This is a genomic window from Streptomyces sp. NPDC059248 (genome assembly GCF_042753905.1).
Classification (GTDB): domain Bacteria; phylum Actinomycetota; class Actinomycetes; order Streptomycetales; family Streptomycetaceae; genus Streptomyces.
Genome location: NZ_JBHYZV010000016.1, coordinates 47,867 through 63,730, shown reverse-complemented (window position 1 = coordinate 63,730; position 15,864 = coordinate 47,867). Strand labels below are relative to the sequence as shown.

Sequence of the window (15,864 nt, the reverse complement as noted above, 5' to 3'; positions counted from 1 at the left end):
AGCTAGATGCGCGAGTTGCGCAGCGATTGCCACGCGGCGCCGGCCAGTGCCCGCGTCGCCCCCGGGAGCGACAGATGTTCGTGCTCGCGGTATAGGGCCCAGTTGTATTGAACGAGCGAGAGCTTGTTGGAGGACAGTGATCCCGTCTGGTGGGCCCGGTACACCGCAAGCGGCTCGGCCAGTCCCCGGGCTTCGGCGCCGTCCCGCATGATCGACAGCCAGAGGGCGTAATCCTGGCGCTTGAGCATCTCCGGCATCAGCCTCGTGCCCAGAACAGTGCGGTCGTACATGGCGGTGAGAGCACCGATGTGGTCCCGGACCAGCATCGCGCGATAGTCCACATGCTCCCGCGCACGGACCACTCGCCCGTTCGGGACCCAGCCGGTGCTCTCGCCGTCGTAGTCGGCGTCCATCTTGAAATACGAGGTGAACGTCAGGGGCGCATCACCTTCCGCGGCGAAGGCGAGCTGTTTCGCGGTCTTCTCCGGAAGCCACATGTCGTCGGAGTCGAGAAAGGCGATGTAGTCCCCGCGGGCCCGCTCGATCGCCAGGTTGCGGGCCCGGCCCGCACCGCCCCGTTCAGGCGCCGACTCCGGCAGGACGCGCTCGTCCTGCCCGGCGAACTCCCGGAGCAGGTCCATGGAGCCGTCGGAGGACTGGTCGTCGGTGACCAGCAGCTCCAGATCACTGTGGGTCTGGGTAAGCACCGACCGGACGGCGGCCCCAAGGGTGGTCGCCGAGTTGTACACGGGCATCACGACAGACACCAGGGGCACAGCGCATCTCCTCGCCAGAACAGGACAACGGTCCATCCAAGCACCACAATCGGGTACGAGCTGCCATGCGGATCGTTGTAGACGGCCACGGCTCTGTGGCCCGCAGCGATGGGTCACCGACCGCGTCTCGGCCACGCCTTGGACTGGCACCGCACCCGGCGGCTTGCCGCCGACCAGTTCGATGGTGAATGACGGGGACGGGATACTCGATCGTGGAAGCCCGTGCCCGGCTCGGCACGTGACTTGGCGCCGGCACGGGTGCCAGACTGATCCGGCGCCGAAGCAACCGAGGGGGTCGTAGAGGTGTCATCGGTCAAGGAACGCCTGCTCGTCGTCATGCTCTTCGCGCCCGAGAGCGGCTTCCTCGCAGCCCTTATCGGCGGCGGGATTCTCGAGTGGGCGCAGGGGCATGCGCCCTCGACGTCCGCGTTGTGGAGTATCGGGCTCACGGGGTTCGCCGTGGTAGCCGGGTTGATCTGGTACGGGACCGGCCGACAGAGCGATGGCAAACCGAGTGGCCTCCCGGACGACAGGACAGGCGACTACTCGAGCTGCGGCGGTGACTGACCGCAGCCCCTCCGCCGACCGTGAATTGCCCCCGCCTTCGGGTCGACTACGAGAAGGGAGACCTTGCCATTGGGTGAGCCTGGCATCGACTCGACTCTGCTGACCGACCCGTCGCACGAACTATCGGCGGGGCGTACGAAAGCGCCATGCGAAAGTGGGCACTTCTGTACGGTGATGCGCATGGCGGAGACGACCTACTCGATCGTGGAAGCCCGTGCCCGGCTCGGCGCCGTCGCACGCAAAGTGCGCGCTTGGCCTCTCGTGCCAACTAAATGAAACACACGCTGATCGCTGAAAGACCCGCAGGTCAACAAGCGTCGTCCCCGCGCCCGCGGGGGTGGTCCGCCGACGCCCTGGGCGTCGCCGTCGTCGTCGTTGTCGTCCCCGCGCCCGCGGGGGTGGTCCGAACAGGTCCGGGTCAGCCACCGCTACGCATGCGTCGTCCCCGCGCCCGCGGGGGTGGTCCACCACTGGGAGCCGCCGTGGCCCACCCTGTCCCGTCGTCCCCGCGCCCGCGGGGGTGGTCCGTTCGTCGAGGCGCCCCCCGCACCCGGGCCGCAGTCGTCCCCGCGCCCGCGGGGGTGGTCCTCTTCCGCCACTGCTGGACGCTGTAGCTACCCAGTCGTCCCCGCGCCCGCGGGGGTGGTCCTCGTGACTGACACCTCCCTGTCCGACGCCACCGGTCGTCCCCGCGCCCGCGGGGGTGGTCCTAGGCCGGGCTCTCCAACGCGGCCCAGCCCCGGGTCGTCCCCGCGCCCGCGGGGGTGGTCCGATGCTCAGCAGCCGTACCCACAGGGCACCGCCGTCGTCCCCGCGCCCGCGGGGGTGGTCCCCCCTGGGAGTCCGCCGGCGCCGCGCTCCGCGAGTCGTCCCCGCACCCGCGGGGGTGGTCCCAGCAGATCGCCGACCTGGAGGTCGGCGCGGGAGTCGTCCCCGCGCCCGCGGGGGTGGTCCCGACCCCGACCTCCACGCTTACGCCCTCGCCAAGTCGTCCCCGCGACCGCGGGGGTGGTCCCGACCAGTTCGAGGCGTTCGTCACCGAGGCGGCGGCGTCCCCGCGCCCGCGGGCGAGGTCCCAGCGATGCTCCCGGTAGAAGTCCCGCCGGGGCCATCGTGCGTGGTGGGACCTGTTCAAGAAAGGGTGAACTCGGGCAGAAGCTGCCGATAGCACTCGTTGCTCCACCCGGACCCCTGTTCTCCGGCAACGGCGGTCCAGTGTCGGCAGACGGTGTTCACGAAGGCCCGGACGGCGGCGGGGTCGGCGGCCTGCCAGGCCGGGACGGTCGCGAGCCAGCCGAGGGCGGTGTGGGGCGGCTGGTCGCATTCCATGAGCCGTACGGCGGTGTACGCGGCGTCGATCCAGTCGGGTCCGGTCGCGGGCATGGCCCAGTCCACGACGTACGCGCGCCGTGTCGTCTCAGACTGGCCCGGGTCCGTGACGAGGATGTTGTGCGGATTGGTATCGGTGTGCAGCAGGGCTTCTCCGGCGAGGAGTTCCGCGTCTCCCGGTCCGAGGAAACCGGCGAATCTCTCGGTGAGCGGCGGGACGGCGACTCCGGTCGGTGGCCGAAGTCCCCGCATCTGGTCCAGTACGTTCCGGACGGCGTCCAGATCCCCGCTGTTGGGCCCGAGTTCGGCGTGGCGCCCGTCGATCCATTCGAAGACGAGGACGCGCCATCCGTCCGTGCGAATGTCATGTCGCAGCCTGGGCCCGATGCCTGTGACGGCGGGGTTCAGCAGGGCCTCACGGTGAAGCGCGGCAGCCTCGTCCGTTGCTTCGTCGGGCACGCCTTTGAGAAAGAGCTCGCCATGTCGTTCGGTGGTCACTGTCGCCGCGAGTCGGCAGTTGAGCCCGTCGGCCACGGTCACCGCGTCGTATACGGCCCCTACATACTCCTCGATCCGCGCCCGCAGGCCCGGCGATAATCCATCCCATCCGATTCGGTCGATCATCGCGCTCCTTGACGTGGGCGGGGACGACCCGCAAACGGGTCGCCCCCAGTTGTGGTCTGTTCTACTGCTGTTGTGTGGCTCCGCACAGGCGGCAGCGCATCTTGCCACTCCAGCCCACCCACTGGTGCTTGCAGTCGGCCATCCCCGGCTGGACGGCTCGGCGGGCGGTATGCGTATGCGACGTAGACGAGCTAGCCGTCGTGGCAGTAGGGGCGAGGGTCTGTGTCCTCGGAGGCGGGATGTCGATCATGGCGGATTCCTTCTTGATAGGTGGCTTTGCACTGCACTGGAGATAGCGCCGGACCGGCGCGAATACGCCATGCGGTATGTGGCGGTCGAGGTCGTCGTACGACGCCCAGACGGCGGCGTCGATTTCCCGGGGCGCCGTGACTCTGGCGGTCGTGTCTGTGCCGCGTACTACGGCGCAGGCGAGGTAGATGAGGTGGCGTCCGGTCTCGGGGTGGTGCCGCTCGCCCAGGACCGCACTTGGTACGACCGTCAGGCCCGTCTCCTCCCGGGTCTCTCGGGCGGCTGTCGTGTCCGGGGTTTCGCCCGGCTCTGCTTTGCCGCCGGGGAACTGCCACAGGAGACGGCCCTCGGGCTCTCTGCGGCGGACGAGGAGTACCCGGTCCTGGTGGGTGATCACGGCGAGCGCTACGGAGTTCACGGCGCACCTCGCACGTTCAAAGCGGCGAGCGTACAGCCGGTCAGTCGGGTGACGGCGTGGTCGACCAGGAGCCACGGCAGGCGGGGGTCTCCGTACGGGAGCCGGATCGGGTCGTCCCCAGAGCGTAGGCCGTGCGGCTGGGAGAGGTCCGGGCGGTGGAGGATGCCCGCATACCCCCAGGGGCGGGGGTAGCGGACCCGTACGGCGATGTGCCCCCGGGCGAGGGTCGGGCACTGCTCGACGGCGAGCGCCGCGCACGGCGGGCAGACCGGCGGGGTGACGGTCGACTCGCCCTCCGGGAGGCGTCCCGCGTCGTCGGCCAGCACCCACAGCAGCCCTTCGCGGTGCGGTGGCGGCCGGTGCCCGCAGACCTGGCACAGCAGGCGGTCGGTCGCCCGTCGCTGACGGCGCGGGTCCATCTGCTCGAACAGCGGGTGTCCGGCCGCGTCGGTGGCGCGCCGGCCCCGTCCCCGGGCGAGCAGTACGCCGTCGTCGGTTCGGTCGTACACCGACTCGTCCGCGTAGGCGATACCTCGCCCGTGCGGGGCGAGCCGCAGGGGCTCGGCCAGATTCGGCGCGCCGGACCAGGGGGTGACCCAGGGGACGACGCGCCCGTGGAAGCGGGGGAGTTCGGTCATCGGAGCTCCCCCGGTACGGGGCCGGGTACCCGGCTCACCACGTCCTGCGGGCACACGTACTGCACCCGGCCGGGCCCGCTGGCCCGTTCCACGTATCCGACCTCCACGGGTGTCGTCGTCAGCCGTCCGCAGACGCAGCACACCTCGGTACGCGGCGGCGGGGGCGGGGCGAGCAGGCTCTCCAGCATCACCGCAACCACCCCCACCCCGGTGACGGCCGGGTGGTCAGCACGGGGACGGGCTCGGGGAGAGGTACGCCGCGGTATGCAATGTAGATCCGCCGTCGAGGCAAGGTGGGGCGGGCGATGACACGGGGCAGTTGGAGCGTCTGCTCAGCCTCGTCGCGGGCCCAGAGAATGGCCTGCGCCTGGTCCTTCGTCGGGCTGGTCCACGGCCGGGCCCACGGGCTGACCGGCGGCGGGCAGGGAGCCGGCTGCTGGTGGGCTTCAGGGGTACGTAAGACGGACACGAGGCGGGCGAACAGGCGGGCGATAGCATCGCGCATAGGGCCGATCAGCTCCTTAGCAAGCTGGTTGGTCTCAGCCCCGGCGGGTCGTCGTGACACGGCCTGGCGGGGCGTTTGTGTCGGGTGACTCCCGGTCCCCGAGCGGAATGCGCGGGCCTTGGCCCAGCCGGTGAATGAAGCCGCACTGGGAACGGGGGAACGACAATCAGTGAACGTGCCCACAGGCCGCACAGGCATCGAGTGCGGCAGGGCGATGTGTTGAATGTGTTGATTGGCGAACCCATACGGCGCCAACGGGTTTAACGTACGGTCATGAGTCGGTCACGCAACCTGCGCTTGGCGCAGGCGATTGAGGAGTCAGGACTCACCTACGACGCGGTCGCCCGCGCCGTCGTACGCGTAGCCGTCGCGGCGGGCGACAACACCCTGCGTACCAGCAGGTCGACGGTGTCCTACTGGGTAGGCGGAACGCCCCCCGCCCCCGCGACCGCCCGGTATCTGTGCGAGGCCCTCAGCCGGAAACTCGGACGGGCCCTCACCCCGTACGATCTCGGCCTGTCCGGCGCCCCCTCTTCCGACCCGGCCGATATCGGGCTTACCGTCGACAGTGACCCGGTGGAGACGCTGGGGGACCTCGGGAGGGCCGACATCGAGCGACGCAGCTTCCTCACCACATCCGCATACTCCGTGGCAGGCGCGGCCCTTCCCCTCGGCGTGGCCGGGGAGATGAAGGCACGGACAGAGCGGGCCCTCGGCGGGGGTATCGCCGGGGCCGCGGAAATCGCGACTGTACGGGACATGGTGGCGCTGTTCACCAGGATCGACGAGCGCCATGGTGGTCAGTCCGGGCGCAACACCGTCGTGCAGTACCTCATGGATGACGTCGCCCGTCTGTGTCGGGCACGGTGGCAGTCCGAGGCATTGCACCGACAGATGTACTCCGCAGCCGGGGCCCTGGCCTATCTCGCGGGGTGGAAAGCCTTCGACGCGGGTGAACACGGGCTCGCCCAGCGCTACTACCTACAGGCATTCGGCCTGGCCCGCCGGTCGACCCCGCTCGATCAGGCATACGTCCTGCGGATCCTCGCGCACCACGGCATGGACAACCGTCGCCCCGAACACGTTCTCGGCCTGGCAGACGCCGCACTCCGGCTGAGCCGTGGAACGGACCCTTCCACCCAAGCCCTCTTCGTCAGCTGCCGCGCCCGCGCGCTCGCCGCTTCCCAGCAAGGGGCCGAGGCGTTACGAGAAGCGGACCGCGCCCGTGAACTCGCCGCCACCGGCGAGGTGGCGGACATCACCGGATGGGCGAGAAACTGGGGTTTCCCGGCCTCCACTGTGGATTACCACCGGGCCGCGATCAACGTCCGCATCGGCGATCACTCGGCTGCCGAGGCTCACTATGCCGCCGCCCGGCGCCGGTGGAGCACGGCACACCATCAGCGGGTCGCGGCGCTGTCAGCCACTTTCGAAGGCCACGCCCAACTGAGCCAGGGCAGGATCGAGCAGGCGTGTTCCACCTGGCAAGGAGCGCTCGACGCCATGACCGGGGTCCGGTCGTCCCAAATCGTCAAGGCTGTACGGAGCATGCGCACGGACCTTGCACAGTTCCACGCCCGCGGTGCCCGGCCCGCCGTCGAGCTGGATGAACGGGCGCGGATGTGGCTGCATCACGAAGGCGCTCCCACGTAGTCGAAGCTCGCGAAAAGCCCGCGTCGCGGATGTCGCGGCGCGGGCTTTCGGGAAGCCGAAGGTCTCCTACGCGTACGAGTGCAGGCCCTGGACGAACATGTTGACGCCGTAGTAGTTCCACAGCCAGCACGCGAACGCGATCAGGCCCAGGATCGCGGCCTTGCGGCCCTTCCAGCCGGCCGTCGCTCGGGCGTGGAGGTAGCAGGCGTACGCGACCCAGGTGATGAAGGACCAGACCTCCTTGGGGTCCCAGCCCCAGTAGCGGCCCCAGGCGTCGCCGGCCCAGATGGCGCCGGCGATGATCGTGAAGGTCCAGAGGGGGAAGACCGCCGCGTTGACGCGGTAGGCGAACTTGTCGAGCGTCGCGGCCGACGGCATGCGTTCGAGGACCGAGGAGGCGAAGGCGCTCGGCTTGTCGCCGCGGGCCAGCTTGGACTCGTAGGAGTCGCGGAAGAGGTAGACGATCGAGCCCGCGGCGCCGATGTAGAAGACCGCGCCGCAGAAGATGGCCGTGGAGACGTGGATGATCAGCCAGTACGAGTCCAGCGCCGGGACCAGCTGGTCGCTCTCGGTGTAGAAGACCTTCACGGCCAGGCCGAGGTCCGTCAGGATCGTGCCGGTCAGGAGGAGGCCGAGCCAGCGGACGTTCTTCTTCGCGGCCAGGAGGGCCAGGTAGGCGCCCACGACGACCGCGCCGAGCGTGATCGAGAACTCGTACATATTGCCCCACGGCACCCGCTCCACCGAGAACGCGCGGGTGACGACGCCCGCCGCCTGGAGGGCCCAGGCGACGACCGTGAGGGCGACCGCGATACGGCCGTACAGGTCGCCCTTCTCGGTGCCGCCGGCCGCGCCGGGGCCGTCCGGGACGTCGCGGGTGCCCGTGGCGGAGCGCGTGACGACCTTGGGCTTGTCGAGGACGGCGGTGCCGCCCTCCTTGCCGCGGACGGTGACGGCGGGGGCCTTCGCCGACGCCGATCCGGAGGTCGCGGTCAGTGCCGCCGCGGTACGGCCGACTTTGCTGCGGCTGCCGAAGGTCCACTCGGCGATATGCGCCAGGAAGGCCAGGGTGTAGACGGCCATCGCGGAGTAGATGAGGTTGTTGCTGTACTCGGCGAGGGTCTCGTTCGTCGCGGCGGCGAGATTCACTTCTCAGCCCCTTCGGCAGTTACTGCGGGTTCTTGGGGGTCGTCGGGATCGTCGGACTTCGACGTGGATCGCGGCTTCGACTGCGGCTTCGGTGCCGAGTCTTCGGCGGGCGGTTCCGGGTCATTCTCCTCGCCGCCGGGCGCGGTTTCGTCCCCGGGGGTGTTCCCCGGCGTGGTCTCCGCGTCGTCGGCGCGTTCGTCCGCCGTTCCCGCCTCGTCGTGCAGCAGCGCCGCCAGTTCGCCCAGCTCCTCCGGGAGCTTCGCCGACTCGCTGCGGCCCAGGCCCGCCATCTCGATCACGGTGACCTCGTCCGGTCCAGTGACCGCGCGGACCCACACCCGGCGGCGCTGGATGAAGAGCGACGCGGCCAGGCCGACGATCGCGGCGATACCGCCCGCCAGCGCCCAGCCGTTGCCGGGCTGCTCGGAGATCTGGAAGCTGGCCCACTCCTTGATCTCCTCCTCGAAGGTGATCGAGCCCGCGCCGTCGGGCAGCGTCATCGTCTCGCCCGGCATCAGCAGGGCCTTGAAGATCTCGCCCTTGTCGTCCTTGAACTGGGTCAGCTTGCGGGTGTCGAGCTGGTACACGTTCTGCGGCAGACCGGAGTCGACGCCGAGGCTGCCGCGGTAGGCGTTGAGCGCGAGGACGGGGAAGTCGAGGCCGGGGTACGTGGAGAACATCGGGCCGCCCAGCGGGGTGTCGCCGCCGCCGTGCTTGCCGTCGCTGCCGAAGGTCGGCACGAACCACGCCTTGAAGGCGAGCTGCTCCTTCTTGCCGTTCTTGTCGCGGTAGCCGTCCATGACCTTGACCGCGCCGGAGGAGGTGATGTTGCCGTCGACCGGCAGCATCGGTACGGCGACCTTGTCGTAGACGATCTTGCCGCGGCCGTCGCGGACCGTGACGACGGGCGCGTAACCGTGCGACAGCAGATGGACCTTCGTACCGTCGACGTTCAGCGGCTTGTTGACCTCGATGACATGCTCGCGGCCCTCCTCGCCGGACTTGCCGTAGACGACCTTCGCCTCGAAGGTACGGGCGGTGCCCTTCTGCGGGCCGCTGCGCTCGTAGGTGGCGTCGAAGCTCTTGAGGTCGAACCAGAACGGGTCGAGGTTCTCGTTGTCGTACAGGCCGCCCGAGCGGAAGTCGTCGTACTGCGTGAGCGTGTTCGCGAAGCCGTCGCCCTCGACGATCAGCTTGCCGCCCTCGGACTTGAAGAGCTGGCCCGCGGCGAAGGCGACCAGCATCACGATCAAGGAGACATGGAAGATCAGGTTCCCGGCCTCGCGGAGGTAGCCCTTCTCCGCGGCCACGGCGTTCTTGACCACATGGACCCGGAAGCGGCGCTTCTTGAGGAGGGCGACGGCGGCCTCACGGACCCGCTCGGGATCGGCGTCCGTACGCCAGGTCGTGTACGCGGGCATCCGGTTCAGCCGGCCGGGGGCACCCGGCGGCCGGGAGCGGAGCTGGCCGACGAACTGCCAGGAGCGCGGCAGGATGCAGCCGATCAGGGACACGAACAGCAGGATGTAGATCGCGGAGAACCAGACCGAGCTGTAGACGTCGAAGAGCTGGAGCTTCTCGAAGGCCGGCGCCCAGAACTCGTTCTCCTCCTTCCACGTCTTCACCTTCAGGTCGTCGACCATCCGCTGCGGGATCAGGGACCCGGGGATCGACGCGAGGGAGAGCAGGAAGAGCAGGATCAGGGCGACCCGCATGGAGGTGAGCTGGCGCCAGAACCAGCGGGCCCAGCCGATGACACCGAGGGTGGGGCCGCCGACGGCGGTCGGGCTCTCCTCCCGGGGGGCGGTGGAGAGCTGTGCCCCGGCCTCCGCCTCCCGGCGGGCCTCCGCCTGCTCCCGGTCCCGGTCCCGGTCATGGACGCCGGTGTCGGAGTCGGTGTGGGTGTTGCTCATGGGGTCAGATCCCTACCGTGAAATCGCTCGTCCAGACCTGTACCTGCTGCATCATCGTGTCCCAGACGCCGGTGAGCATGAGCACCCCGGTCGCGATCATCATGATGCCGCCGATCCGCAGGACCCAGACGTAGTGCTTCTTCACCCAGGCGAACGCGCCGAGCGCCTTGCGGAAGGCGAGGGCGGTGAGGATGAAGGGCAGTCCGAGGCCGACGCAGTAGGCGAAGGTCAGTGCGGCACCGCGCCCCGCGCTCCCCTGGTCCGCGGCGAGTGACATCGCCGCCGAGAGCGTGGGGCCGATGCAGGGCGTCCAGCCGACGCCGAACAGCGCGCCCAGTATCGGCGCGCCCACCAGGCCGGTGGCCGGGCGGGTGTGGAACCGGAACTCGCGGCGGCTGAGCCAGGGCATACCGCCCATGTAGAAGGCGCCCATCACCACCATGACCACACCGAGGATCCGGGTCAGCGTCTCCTGGTTCTCCATGAGCGTCGCGCCGAAGTAGCCGAAGAGCGCGCCGCCGGAGACGAAGACGGCGGAGAAACCGAGGACGAAGAGGCTCGCGCCGGCCAGCATCCGGCCGCGCCGGGCGTCCGCCAGGTCGGTGCCGCCGGTACCGGTGACGTACGAGAGATAACCGGGGACCAGCGGCAGGACGCACGGGGAGAAGAAGGAGACCAGACCACCGAGGATCGCCAGCGGTACGGCGAGCAGCAGCGCGCCGCTCCGCACGGTGGTGTCGAGGTCGGCCGAGGCGAGCACGGCCGCCTGCTCCGCGTACATCACGCGATCACTTCTCCGCGATCACGGGGTCGATCATCGAGCGGAGCTGCTTCTCGGAGAGTCCACCGAGGTATCGGGCCGCGATCTTTCCGTCCCGGTCGAGGACGACCGTGGAGGGAATGGCCTGCGGATTGAGCGTCCCCTTGGGGAAACCACTGATGATCAGTTTGCCCGCGGGGTCGTAGATGCTGGGGTAGCTGACCTTGTAGTCCTTCTCGAACTCGATCGCGGGGCCCTTCTCGCGATCGCGGACGTTGAGTCCGACGAATTCGACACCACTGGCCTTGGTGTCGGCGGCTACCTCGACCAGGGCCGGGGCTTCGGCCCGGCAGGGCGGGCACCACGAACCCCAGACATTGATGACGACGACCTTCCCCTTGAGGTCGGCGACGTCGAGGGCTTCGCCTTCGAGGGTCTCGCCCGCGATCTCGCCCACGGCCTTGCGGTCCGCCTTGGCGACGGTGGAAATACCGCTGTTGCTGCTGACGAAGTTCGTCTGGCCGCCGCCGCCGGACGTGCCCCCGTCCGTGCATGCGGACAGGGTGAGCGCCCCGGCCGCCGCCAGGGCGGCCGTGAGGGCGGCGCGATGCGCACGACTGTGGCTCATGTGAAAAGTTTCGCATGGCGCATTCGGCGATCTTCCGGGCACCCCCTCGGTGCCCGGAAGCGACCCATTGGACGGCGGGCGCCCTTTGTCAGACCGCCTTAAGGAAAGTGTTCCAGCCCCCGGTGGGGGCCTGTCCGACATCGAGGGTGCGGAGCTTCGCGAGGATCTTCGGGTCCTGGGCGTCGAGCCAGTCGCAGAACTGCCGGAAGGAGACCAGGCGGACGTCCTTCTTCCCGGCCATGCCCTTGATCGCGTCCTCGACGGCGTCCATATAGATGCCGCCGTTCCACTGTTCGAAGTGGTTGCCGATGAAGAGGGGCGCGCGGTTGCCGGTGTAGGCGCGTTCGAAGCCCTTGAGATAGGCGCCGGTGGCCTGCTTGCGCCAGCCGGGGCGCTTGGAGGTGACGCCCTTGGACGAGAAGCCGGACTGGTTGACCATGAAGTTGTAGTCCATGGAGAGCACCTCGAAGCCGCGGCCCGGGAAGGGCAGGGACTGGAGGGGCAGGTCCCAGACGCCCTTGCGCTTGTCGGGCCAGGTCTGGCGGCCGCCGGGCGAGCTGGCGTCGTACCGCCAGCCGAGCTTCTTCGCGGTGGGCAGCAGCCGGTCCTGGCCCAGGAGGCAGGGGGTGCGTCCGCCGACGAGTTCCTTGGTGTAGTCGAAGGGGAGCGGGTCGACGTCGGTCCAGCCGGTGTGGGTGCGCCACTTGGTGACGAAGCCCACGGCCTGCTCTATCTCGTTCTCCCAGTCGGCGGGGGTCCAGCGGGCCACGGAGCGGGATCCCTCGCCGCAGAAATGGCCGTTGAAGTGGGTGCCTATCTCATGGCCGTCGAGCCATGCCTGCCGCAGCCACTTCAGGGTGTCCTTGATGTGGGCGTCGGTGAGATAGCCGATGTCGGAGGCGCCGACGCGATTGTTCGGCGGCCGGTAGAGATTCTTCTTCGATTCCGGCAGCAGATATATGCCGGAGAGGAAGAAGGTCATCGCGGCGTCGTGTTCTTTCGCGATCTTGAGAAAGCGGGGGAAGAGTCCGTCGCCGACGTCCCCGGCGCCGTCCCAGGAGAAGACCACGAATTGGGGCGGGGCCTCGCCGGACCGCAGCCGGGTGGGGGCGGCGGGCTGGTTCGGCTGGGGTCCGGTATCGGCGGTCGAACCGTCGCCGATCGGCCGTTCGGGCCGGGTCGAGGGCGAAGGAGTGCCTTTCGTACGGCCGGCTTCCCCGGTGACGGCGCCGTTCCTGCTCTCGGCGCCGCCGTCCCGGCCGCCGCAGCCGCTCAGCGCGCCCGCGAGTCCCGCCGTCGCGGCCACGGAAAGGCCCGTGCCCAGAAGTCCCCGCCGGCTGATGTCACGCATATCAATCTTTCCCATCCGCTTTCGTCCCCGTGTGCATGGAGAGGGGGGATCGGACGGGCGGGTTCCCGGAAATCCGACGTATATGCGATGGGTGTACGAAGCCGGGCCGGGTGCACATGGGCGCGCACCCGGCCCGGCGGGTAAACGGCGGGCGGGACAACGGTCTTGAAAAGATCGCGTAATTATCGGGAAACAGCAGGGGAACGGGGAACCGTTACGGCTCCGATTCCGTCGCCCGGCACGCCGGGGCCTGTTACCGGTCCCGGTCCGGGGCCCGCGGTCCGCCCCGGGCTCACGGCTCAGGCGCCGAACGCCTTCGACTTCCCCTTCACCGGCTTCGCCCCGGCCCGCAGATGTTCCGGTACGAGGTCGAGCGCCGGTTCCGTGTACGCGACGGAGACGATCCGGTCGCCCTCGTAGGTGAACGAGGTCAGCGACGCGAGGGTGCACTGCCGGCGGCGTGGGTCGTGCCAGAGCCGCCGGTGTTCCACATAGCTGCGGACCATCCAGATCGGCAGCTGGTGGCTGACGCAGACGGCCTCATGGCCCCGGGCCGCGTCGCGGGCGGTGTCCAGCGCGCCCATCATCCGGACGACCTGGTCGACATAGGGCTCGCCCCAGGAGGGACGGAACGGGTTGGTGAGATGGCGCCAGTTGCCGGGCTTGCGCAGGGCTCCGTCGCCGACGCCGAAGGTCTTGCCCTCGAAGACGTTCCCGGCCTCGATGAGCCGGTCGTCGGTGGCGACGGCCAGGCCGTGGCTTCTGGCGACGGGCGCGGCGGTCTCCTGGGCGCGCTCCAGCGGGGAGGAGACGACATAGGTGATGTCGCGCCCGGCGAGGGCGTCCGCGACCATGTCGGCCATCCGGCGGCCCAGCTCGGAGAGGTGGTAGCCGGGGCGACGGCCGTACAGGATGCCTTCGGGGTTCTCGACCTCGCCGTGCCGCAGCACATGGACGACAGTCCGGTCGGCGCTCCGGTCGGCGCTCGGGCCGGTACCTGCGTTCGTGCCCGCGCCCGGCTCCGTGCCCGCGCCCGGCTCGGCGCTCCGGTCCTGCCCGCTCATGCCGCGGCTCCGGCGGCGGCTGCGGCGCGGGCGGCGGCGGGCAGGGCGGCGGCGATCCGCTCGACGGCCCGGTCGTCGTGGGCGGTGGAGACGAACCAGGACTCGAAGGCGGACGGCGGGAGGTAGACGCCGTCCGCGAGCATCGCGTGGAAGAAGGCATTGAAGCGGAAGGCTTCCTGCCGCTTCGCGTCGTCGTAGTTCCGCACCTCGTCGGAGGTGAAGAAGACGGAGAACATATTGCTCGCGGTCTGGAGCCGGTGGGCCACGCCCTCCTTGGTGAGGGCCTCGGTGACCAGGCCCTGGATCGCGGCGGAGACCGCGTCCACCTTCTCGTACGCGGCGTCGTCGAGGAGCCGGAGCTGCGCGAGCCCGGCGGCGGTCGCGACCGGGTTACCGGAGAGGGTTCCGGCCTGGTAGACGGGCCCCGCGGGGGCGAGGTGGCCCATCACATCGGCGCGCCCGCCGAACGCGGCGGCCGGGAAGCCGCCGCCCATGACCTTGCCGAAGGTCATCAGGTCGGGGGTGACGCCGTCGACGCCGAACCAGCCCGCGCGGCTGGTCCGGAAACCGGTCATGACCTCGTCGGAGACGAAGAGCGCGCCGTGCTCGCCGCAGAGGTCCTTCAGGCCCTGGTTGAAGCCGGGCAGCGGCGGGACGACGCCCATATTGCCCGGGGACGCCTCGGTGATCACACAGGCGATCTCGCCGGGGTGGGCGGCGAAGGCGTTCCGTACCGCTTCGAGGTCGTTGTAGGGCAGGACGACGGTCTCCCCGGCCTGCGCGCCGGTGACGCCCGGGGTGTCGGGGAGCCCGAAGGTGGCGACCCCGGACCCGGCGGCGGCCAGCAGCGCGTCGACGTGCCCGTGGTAGCAGCCGGCGAACTTGATCACCTTGGCGCGGCCGGTGAAGCCGCGGGCCAGCCGGATCGCGGACATGGTGGCCTCGGTCCCGGAGGAGACCAGCCGCACCTGCTCGACGGGGGCGATCCGGGCGACGATCTCCTCGGCGAGCGCGACCTCGCCCTCCCCCGGCGTACCGAAGGACGTTCCCCGGGCCGCGGCCGCCTGGACGGCCGCCAGGACCTCGGGGTGGGAGTGGCCGAGAATCATCGGTCCCCAGGAGCAGACGAGGTCGACGTACTCCCGTCCGTCCGCGTCGGTCAGATACGGCCCGGAGCCGGACACCATGAACCGGGGCGTACCGCCCACGGCCCGGAAGGCGCGCACGGGGGAGTTGACACCGCCGGGCGTGACGGCGGAGGCGCGGTCGAACAGCGCCTGGGAGACTGGGGCTTCGTATGGATACGACACTTTGGCCACTCTGTCCTGATCTGCGATTCGAGGGTGGGGGCGGCCGGGGGCCCGTCGGGCGGTTGATCTCGGCCACGGATGAGCGAGGAGGGTGTTCTCCTCGTATTACGAAACGGCGTCAGCCTCCTCGCATCTGCGAAACTGGGGCCACACAGGGAAGACTCATGGAATCCATGGTGTCAGAGGCCCCTGCCGTTCCTCGCGGACAGGTGTTTCACCGTTCGCCCAAGGGGGAGGCAACTGTCACGATGATCGGGTTGCACGGCGGGGCCGGCGAGTGGTCGGGTGGAGATATGTATCGCGGTGGCGGACTGGGCGAGGGGACCGGCGACCCGGGTCCCGAGCCCGCCGGACGGGGCAGACACCGGCGCGGTGGCGCGGGCGACGCGCGGCGCCCCGACCCCGCCTCGCACGCCGATACGAACGCACGTGCGAACGCCTTCGACGCGGACGCCATGTCAGGCAGGAGCGCCCGCGTGGGGGTGACGTACAAATACTTCGGCGCACCCGACGGCGCGACCGCGGCCCGCGTGCCGATCTCGATGCGCCCCGAGCAGCTGGGCGGCGACGAGCTGGGCATGGGCGGCCTCTTCAGCAAGATCAAGCCCGAGACGATAGCCGCGATGGTTCTGACGGGCATAGAAGGCATGCCGCTGCACAAGGTCCCCCCGCTGGAGCTGGTCGTGCTCCACCCCGACTACGCCGTCGTCAAGCTCCCGATGACCGTCGTCGACCCGCTGCGCGGCGTCGGCGAGGAGTCGGTCGGCGCGGCGGCCTTCATCTGGTCCACGGTCCCGGACCGGGGCGGCCCGCGCGACGCGTTCAACGTCTACCAACTGCTCCACGAGTGGCAGGACTTCAGCCACCGCCTGCACGAGGCGGGCCACCAGCCGTACTGCCTGGTCTGGCCCTGACACCCGGCCGCCGGGC

General features: G+C 69.8%; 15 protein-coding genes and 1 CRISPR repeat array. Of the genes, 3 read left to right on the top strand and 12 right to left on the bottom strand.

Annotated elements, in window-relative coordinates:
- Positions 1–2: 2 nt before the first annotated feature.
- Positions 3–776 (bottom strand): glycosyltransferase family 2 protein, encoded by a 774-nt coding sequence (locus ACFXG1_RS09485; protein WP_384707400.1) that lies wholly within the window; start codon positions 774–776, stop codon positions 3–5.
- A gap of 303 nt (positions 777–1,079) precedes the next feature.
- Here ACFXG1_RS09485 and ACFXG1_RS09480 point away from each other — a divergent pair, with 303 nt between their 5' ends.
- Entirely contained in the window at positions 1,080–1,343 is a 264-nt protein-coding gene (locus ACFXG1_RS09480) for a hypothetical protein (RefSeq protein WP_384707397.1), read from the top strand.
- A gap of 316 nt (positions 1,344–1,659) precedes the next feature.
- Positions 1,660–2,419: direct repeats of the CRISPR family, unit length 28 nt; unit sequence GTCGTCCCCGCGCCCGCGGGGGTGGTCC.
- A gap of 55 nt (positions 2,420–2,474) precedes the next feature.
- On the opposite strand, the gene ACFXG1_RS09475 is transcribed toward ACFXG1_RS09480, so the two are convergent.
- The 4 genes from ACFXG1_RS09475 to ACFXG1_RS09460 form a co-directional block, all read right to left on the bottom strand.
- Positions 2,475–3,296, bottom strand: a complete 822-nt coding sequence (locus tag ACFXG1_RS09475) for an aminoglycoside phosphotransferase (RefSeq protein WP_384707395.1) — start codon at positions 3,294–3,296, stop codon at positions 2,475–2,477.
- 61 nt (positions 3,297–3,357) lie between these two features.
- The gene (locus ACFXG1_RS09470) at positions 3,358–3,963 is read right to left on the bottom strand and encodes an NUDIX hydrolase (protein WP_384707392.1); all 606 of its coding nucleotides are present in this window, start codon (positions 3,961–3,963) and stop codon (positions 3,358–3,360) included.
- A complete protein-coding gene (locus ACFXG1_RS09465; RefSeq protein ID WP_384707389.1) occupies positions 3,960–4,601 on the bottom strand; it encodes a hypothetical protein in 642 nt (213 codons plus the stop codon). Before ACFXG1_RS09465 ends, ACFXG1_RS09470 begins: the two co-directional genes overlap by 4 nt.
- Entirely contained in the window at positions 4,598–4,792 is a 195-nt protein-coding gene (locus tag ACFXG1_RS09460) for a hypothetical protein (RefSeq protein ID WP_384707386.1), read from the bottom strand. Before ACFXG1_RS09460 ends, ACFXG1_RS09465 begins: the two co-directional genes overlap by 4 nt.
- 587 nt (positions 4,793–5,379) lie before the next feature.
- On the opposite strand from ACFXG1_RS09460, the gene ACFXG1_RS09455 reads away from it, so the two are divergent.
- A complete protein-coding gene (locus tag ACFXG1_RS09455; RefSeq protein ID WP_384707383.1) occupies positions 5,380–6,759 on the top strand; it encodes a hypothetical protein in 1,380 nt (459 codons plus the stop codon).
- Between the two features lie 66 nt (positions 6,760–6,825).
- Here ACFXG1_RS09455 and ccsB read toward each other — a convergent pair whose 3' ends face one another.
- The 7 genes from ccsB to hemL form a co-directional block, all read right to left on the bottom strand.
- The gene (ccsB, locus tag ACFXG1_RS09450) at positions 6,826–7,908 is read right to left on the bottom strand and encodes a c-type cytochrome biogenesis protein CcsB (protein WP_384707380.1); all 1,083 of its coding nucleotides are present in this window, start codon (positions 7,906–7,908) and stop codon (positions 6,826–6,828) included.
- A complete protein-coding gene (locus ACFXG1_RS09445; RefSeq protein WP_384707377.1) occupies positions 7,905–9,821 on the bottom strand; it encodes a cytochrome c biogenesis protein ResB in 1,917 nt (638 codons plus the stop codon). Before ACFXG1_RS09445 ends, ccsB begins: the two co-directional genes overlap by 4 nt.
- A gap of 4 nt (positions 9,822–9,825) precedes the next feature.
- A complete protein-coding gene (locus ACFXG1_RS09440; protein WP_384707374.1) occupies positions 9,826–10,602 on the bottom strand; it encodes a cytochrome c biogenesis CcdA family protein in 777 nt (258 codons plus the stop codon).
- 7 nt (positions 10,603–10,609) lie between these two features.
- Positions 10,610–11,209 carry a TlpA family protein disulfide reductase gene (locus tag ACFXG1_RS09435; RefSeq protein ID WP_384707371.1) on the bottom strand — a complete coding sequence of 200 codons (600 nt, stop codon included), beginning with the start codon at positions 11,207–11,209 and terminating at the stop codon, positions 10,610–10,612.
- A gap of 88 nt (positions 11,210–11,297) precedes the next feature.
- Positions 11,298–12,560: a hypothetical protein gene (locus tag ACFXG1_RS09430; RefSeq protein ID WP_384707368.1), complete on the bottom strand. Its 1,263-nt coding sequence runs from the start codon at positions 12,558–12,560 to the stop codon at positions 11,298–11,300.
- 299 nt (positions 12,561–12,859) lie between these two features.
- Positions 12,860–13,624, bottom strand: a complete 765-nt coding sequence (locus ACFXG1_RS09425) for a histidine phosphatase family protein (protein ID WP_384707365.1) — start codon at positions 13,622–13,624, stop codon at positions 12,860–12,862.
- Positions 13,621–14,943, bottom strand: a complete 1,323-nt coding sequence (gene hemL / locus ACFXG1_RS09420; RefSeq protein ID WP_384707362.1) for a glutamate-1-semialdehyde 2,1-aminomutase — start codon at positions 14,941–14,943, stop codon at positions 13,621–13,623. The genes ACFXG1_RS09425 and hemL overlap by 4 nt, the downstream gene beginning before the upstream one ends.
- A 284-nt stretch (positions 14,944–15,227) precedes the next feature.
- On the opposite strand from hemL, the gene ACFXG1_RS09415 reads away from it, so the two are divergent.
- Positions 15,228–15,848, top strand: coding sequence for a hypothetical protein (locus ACFXG1_RS09415; RefSeq protein ID WP_384707449.1), 621 nt, complete (start codon positions 15,228–15,230; stop codon positions 15,846–15,848).
- Positions 15,849–15,864 lie beyond the last annotated feature (16 nt).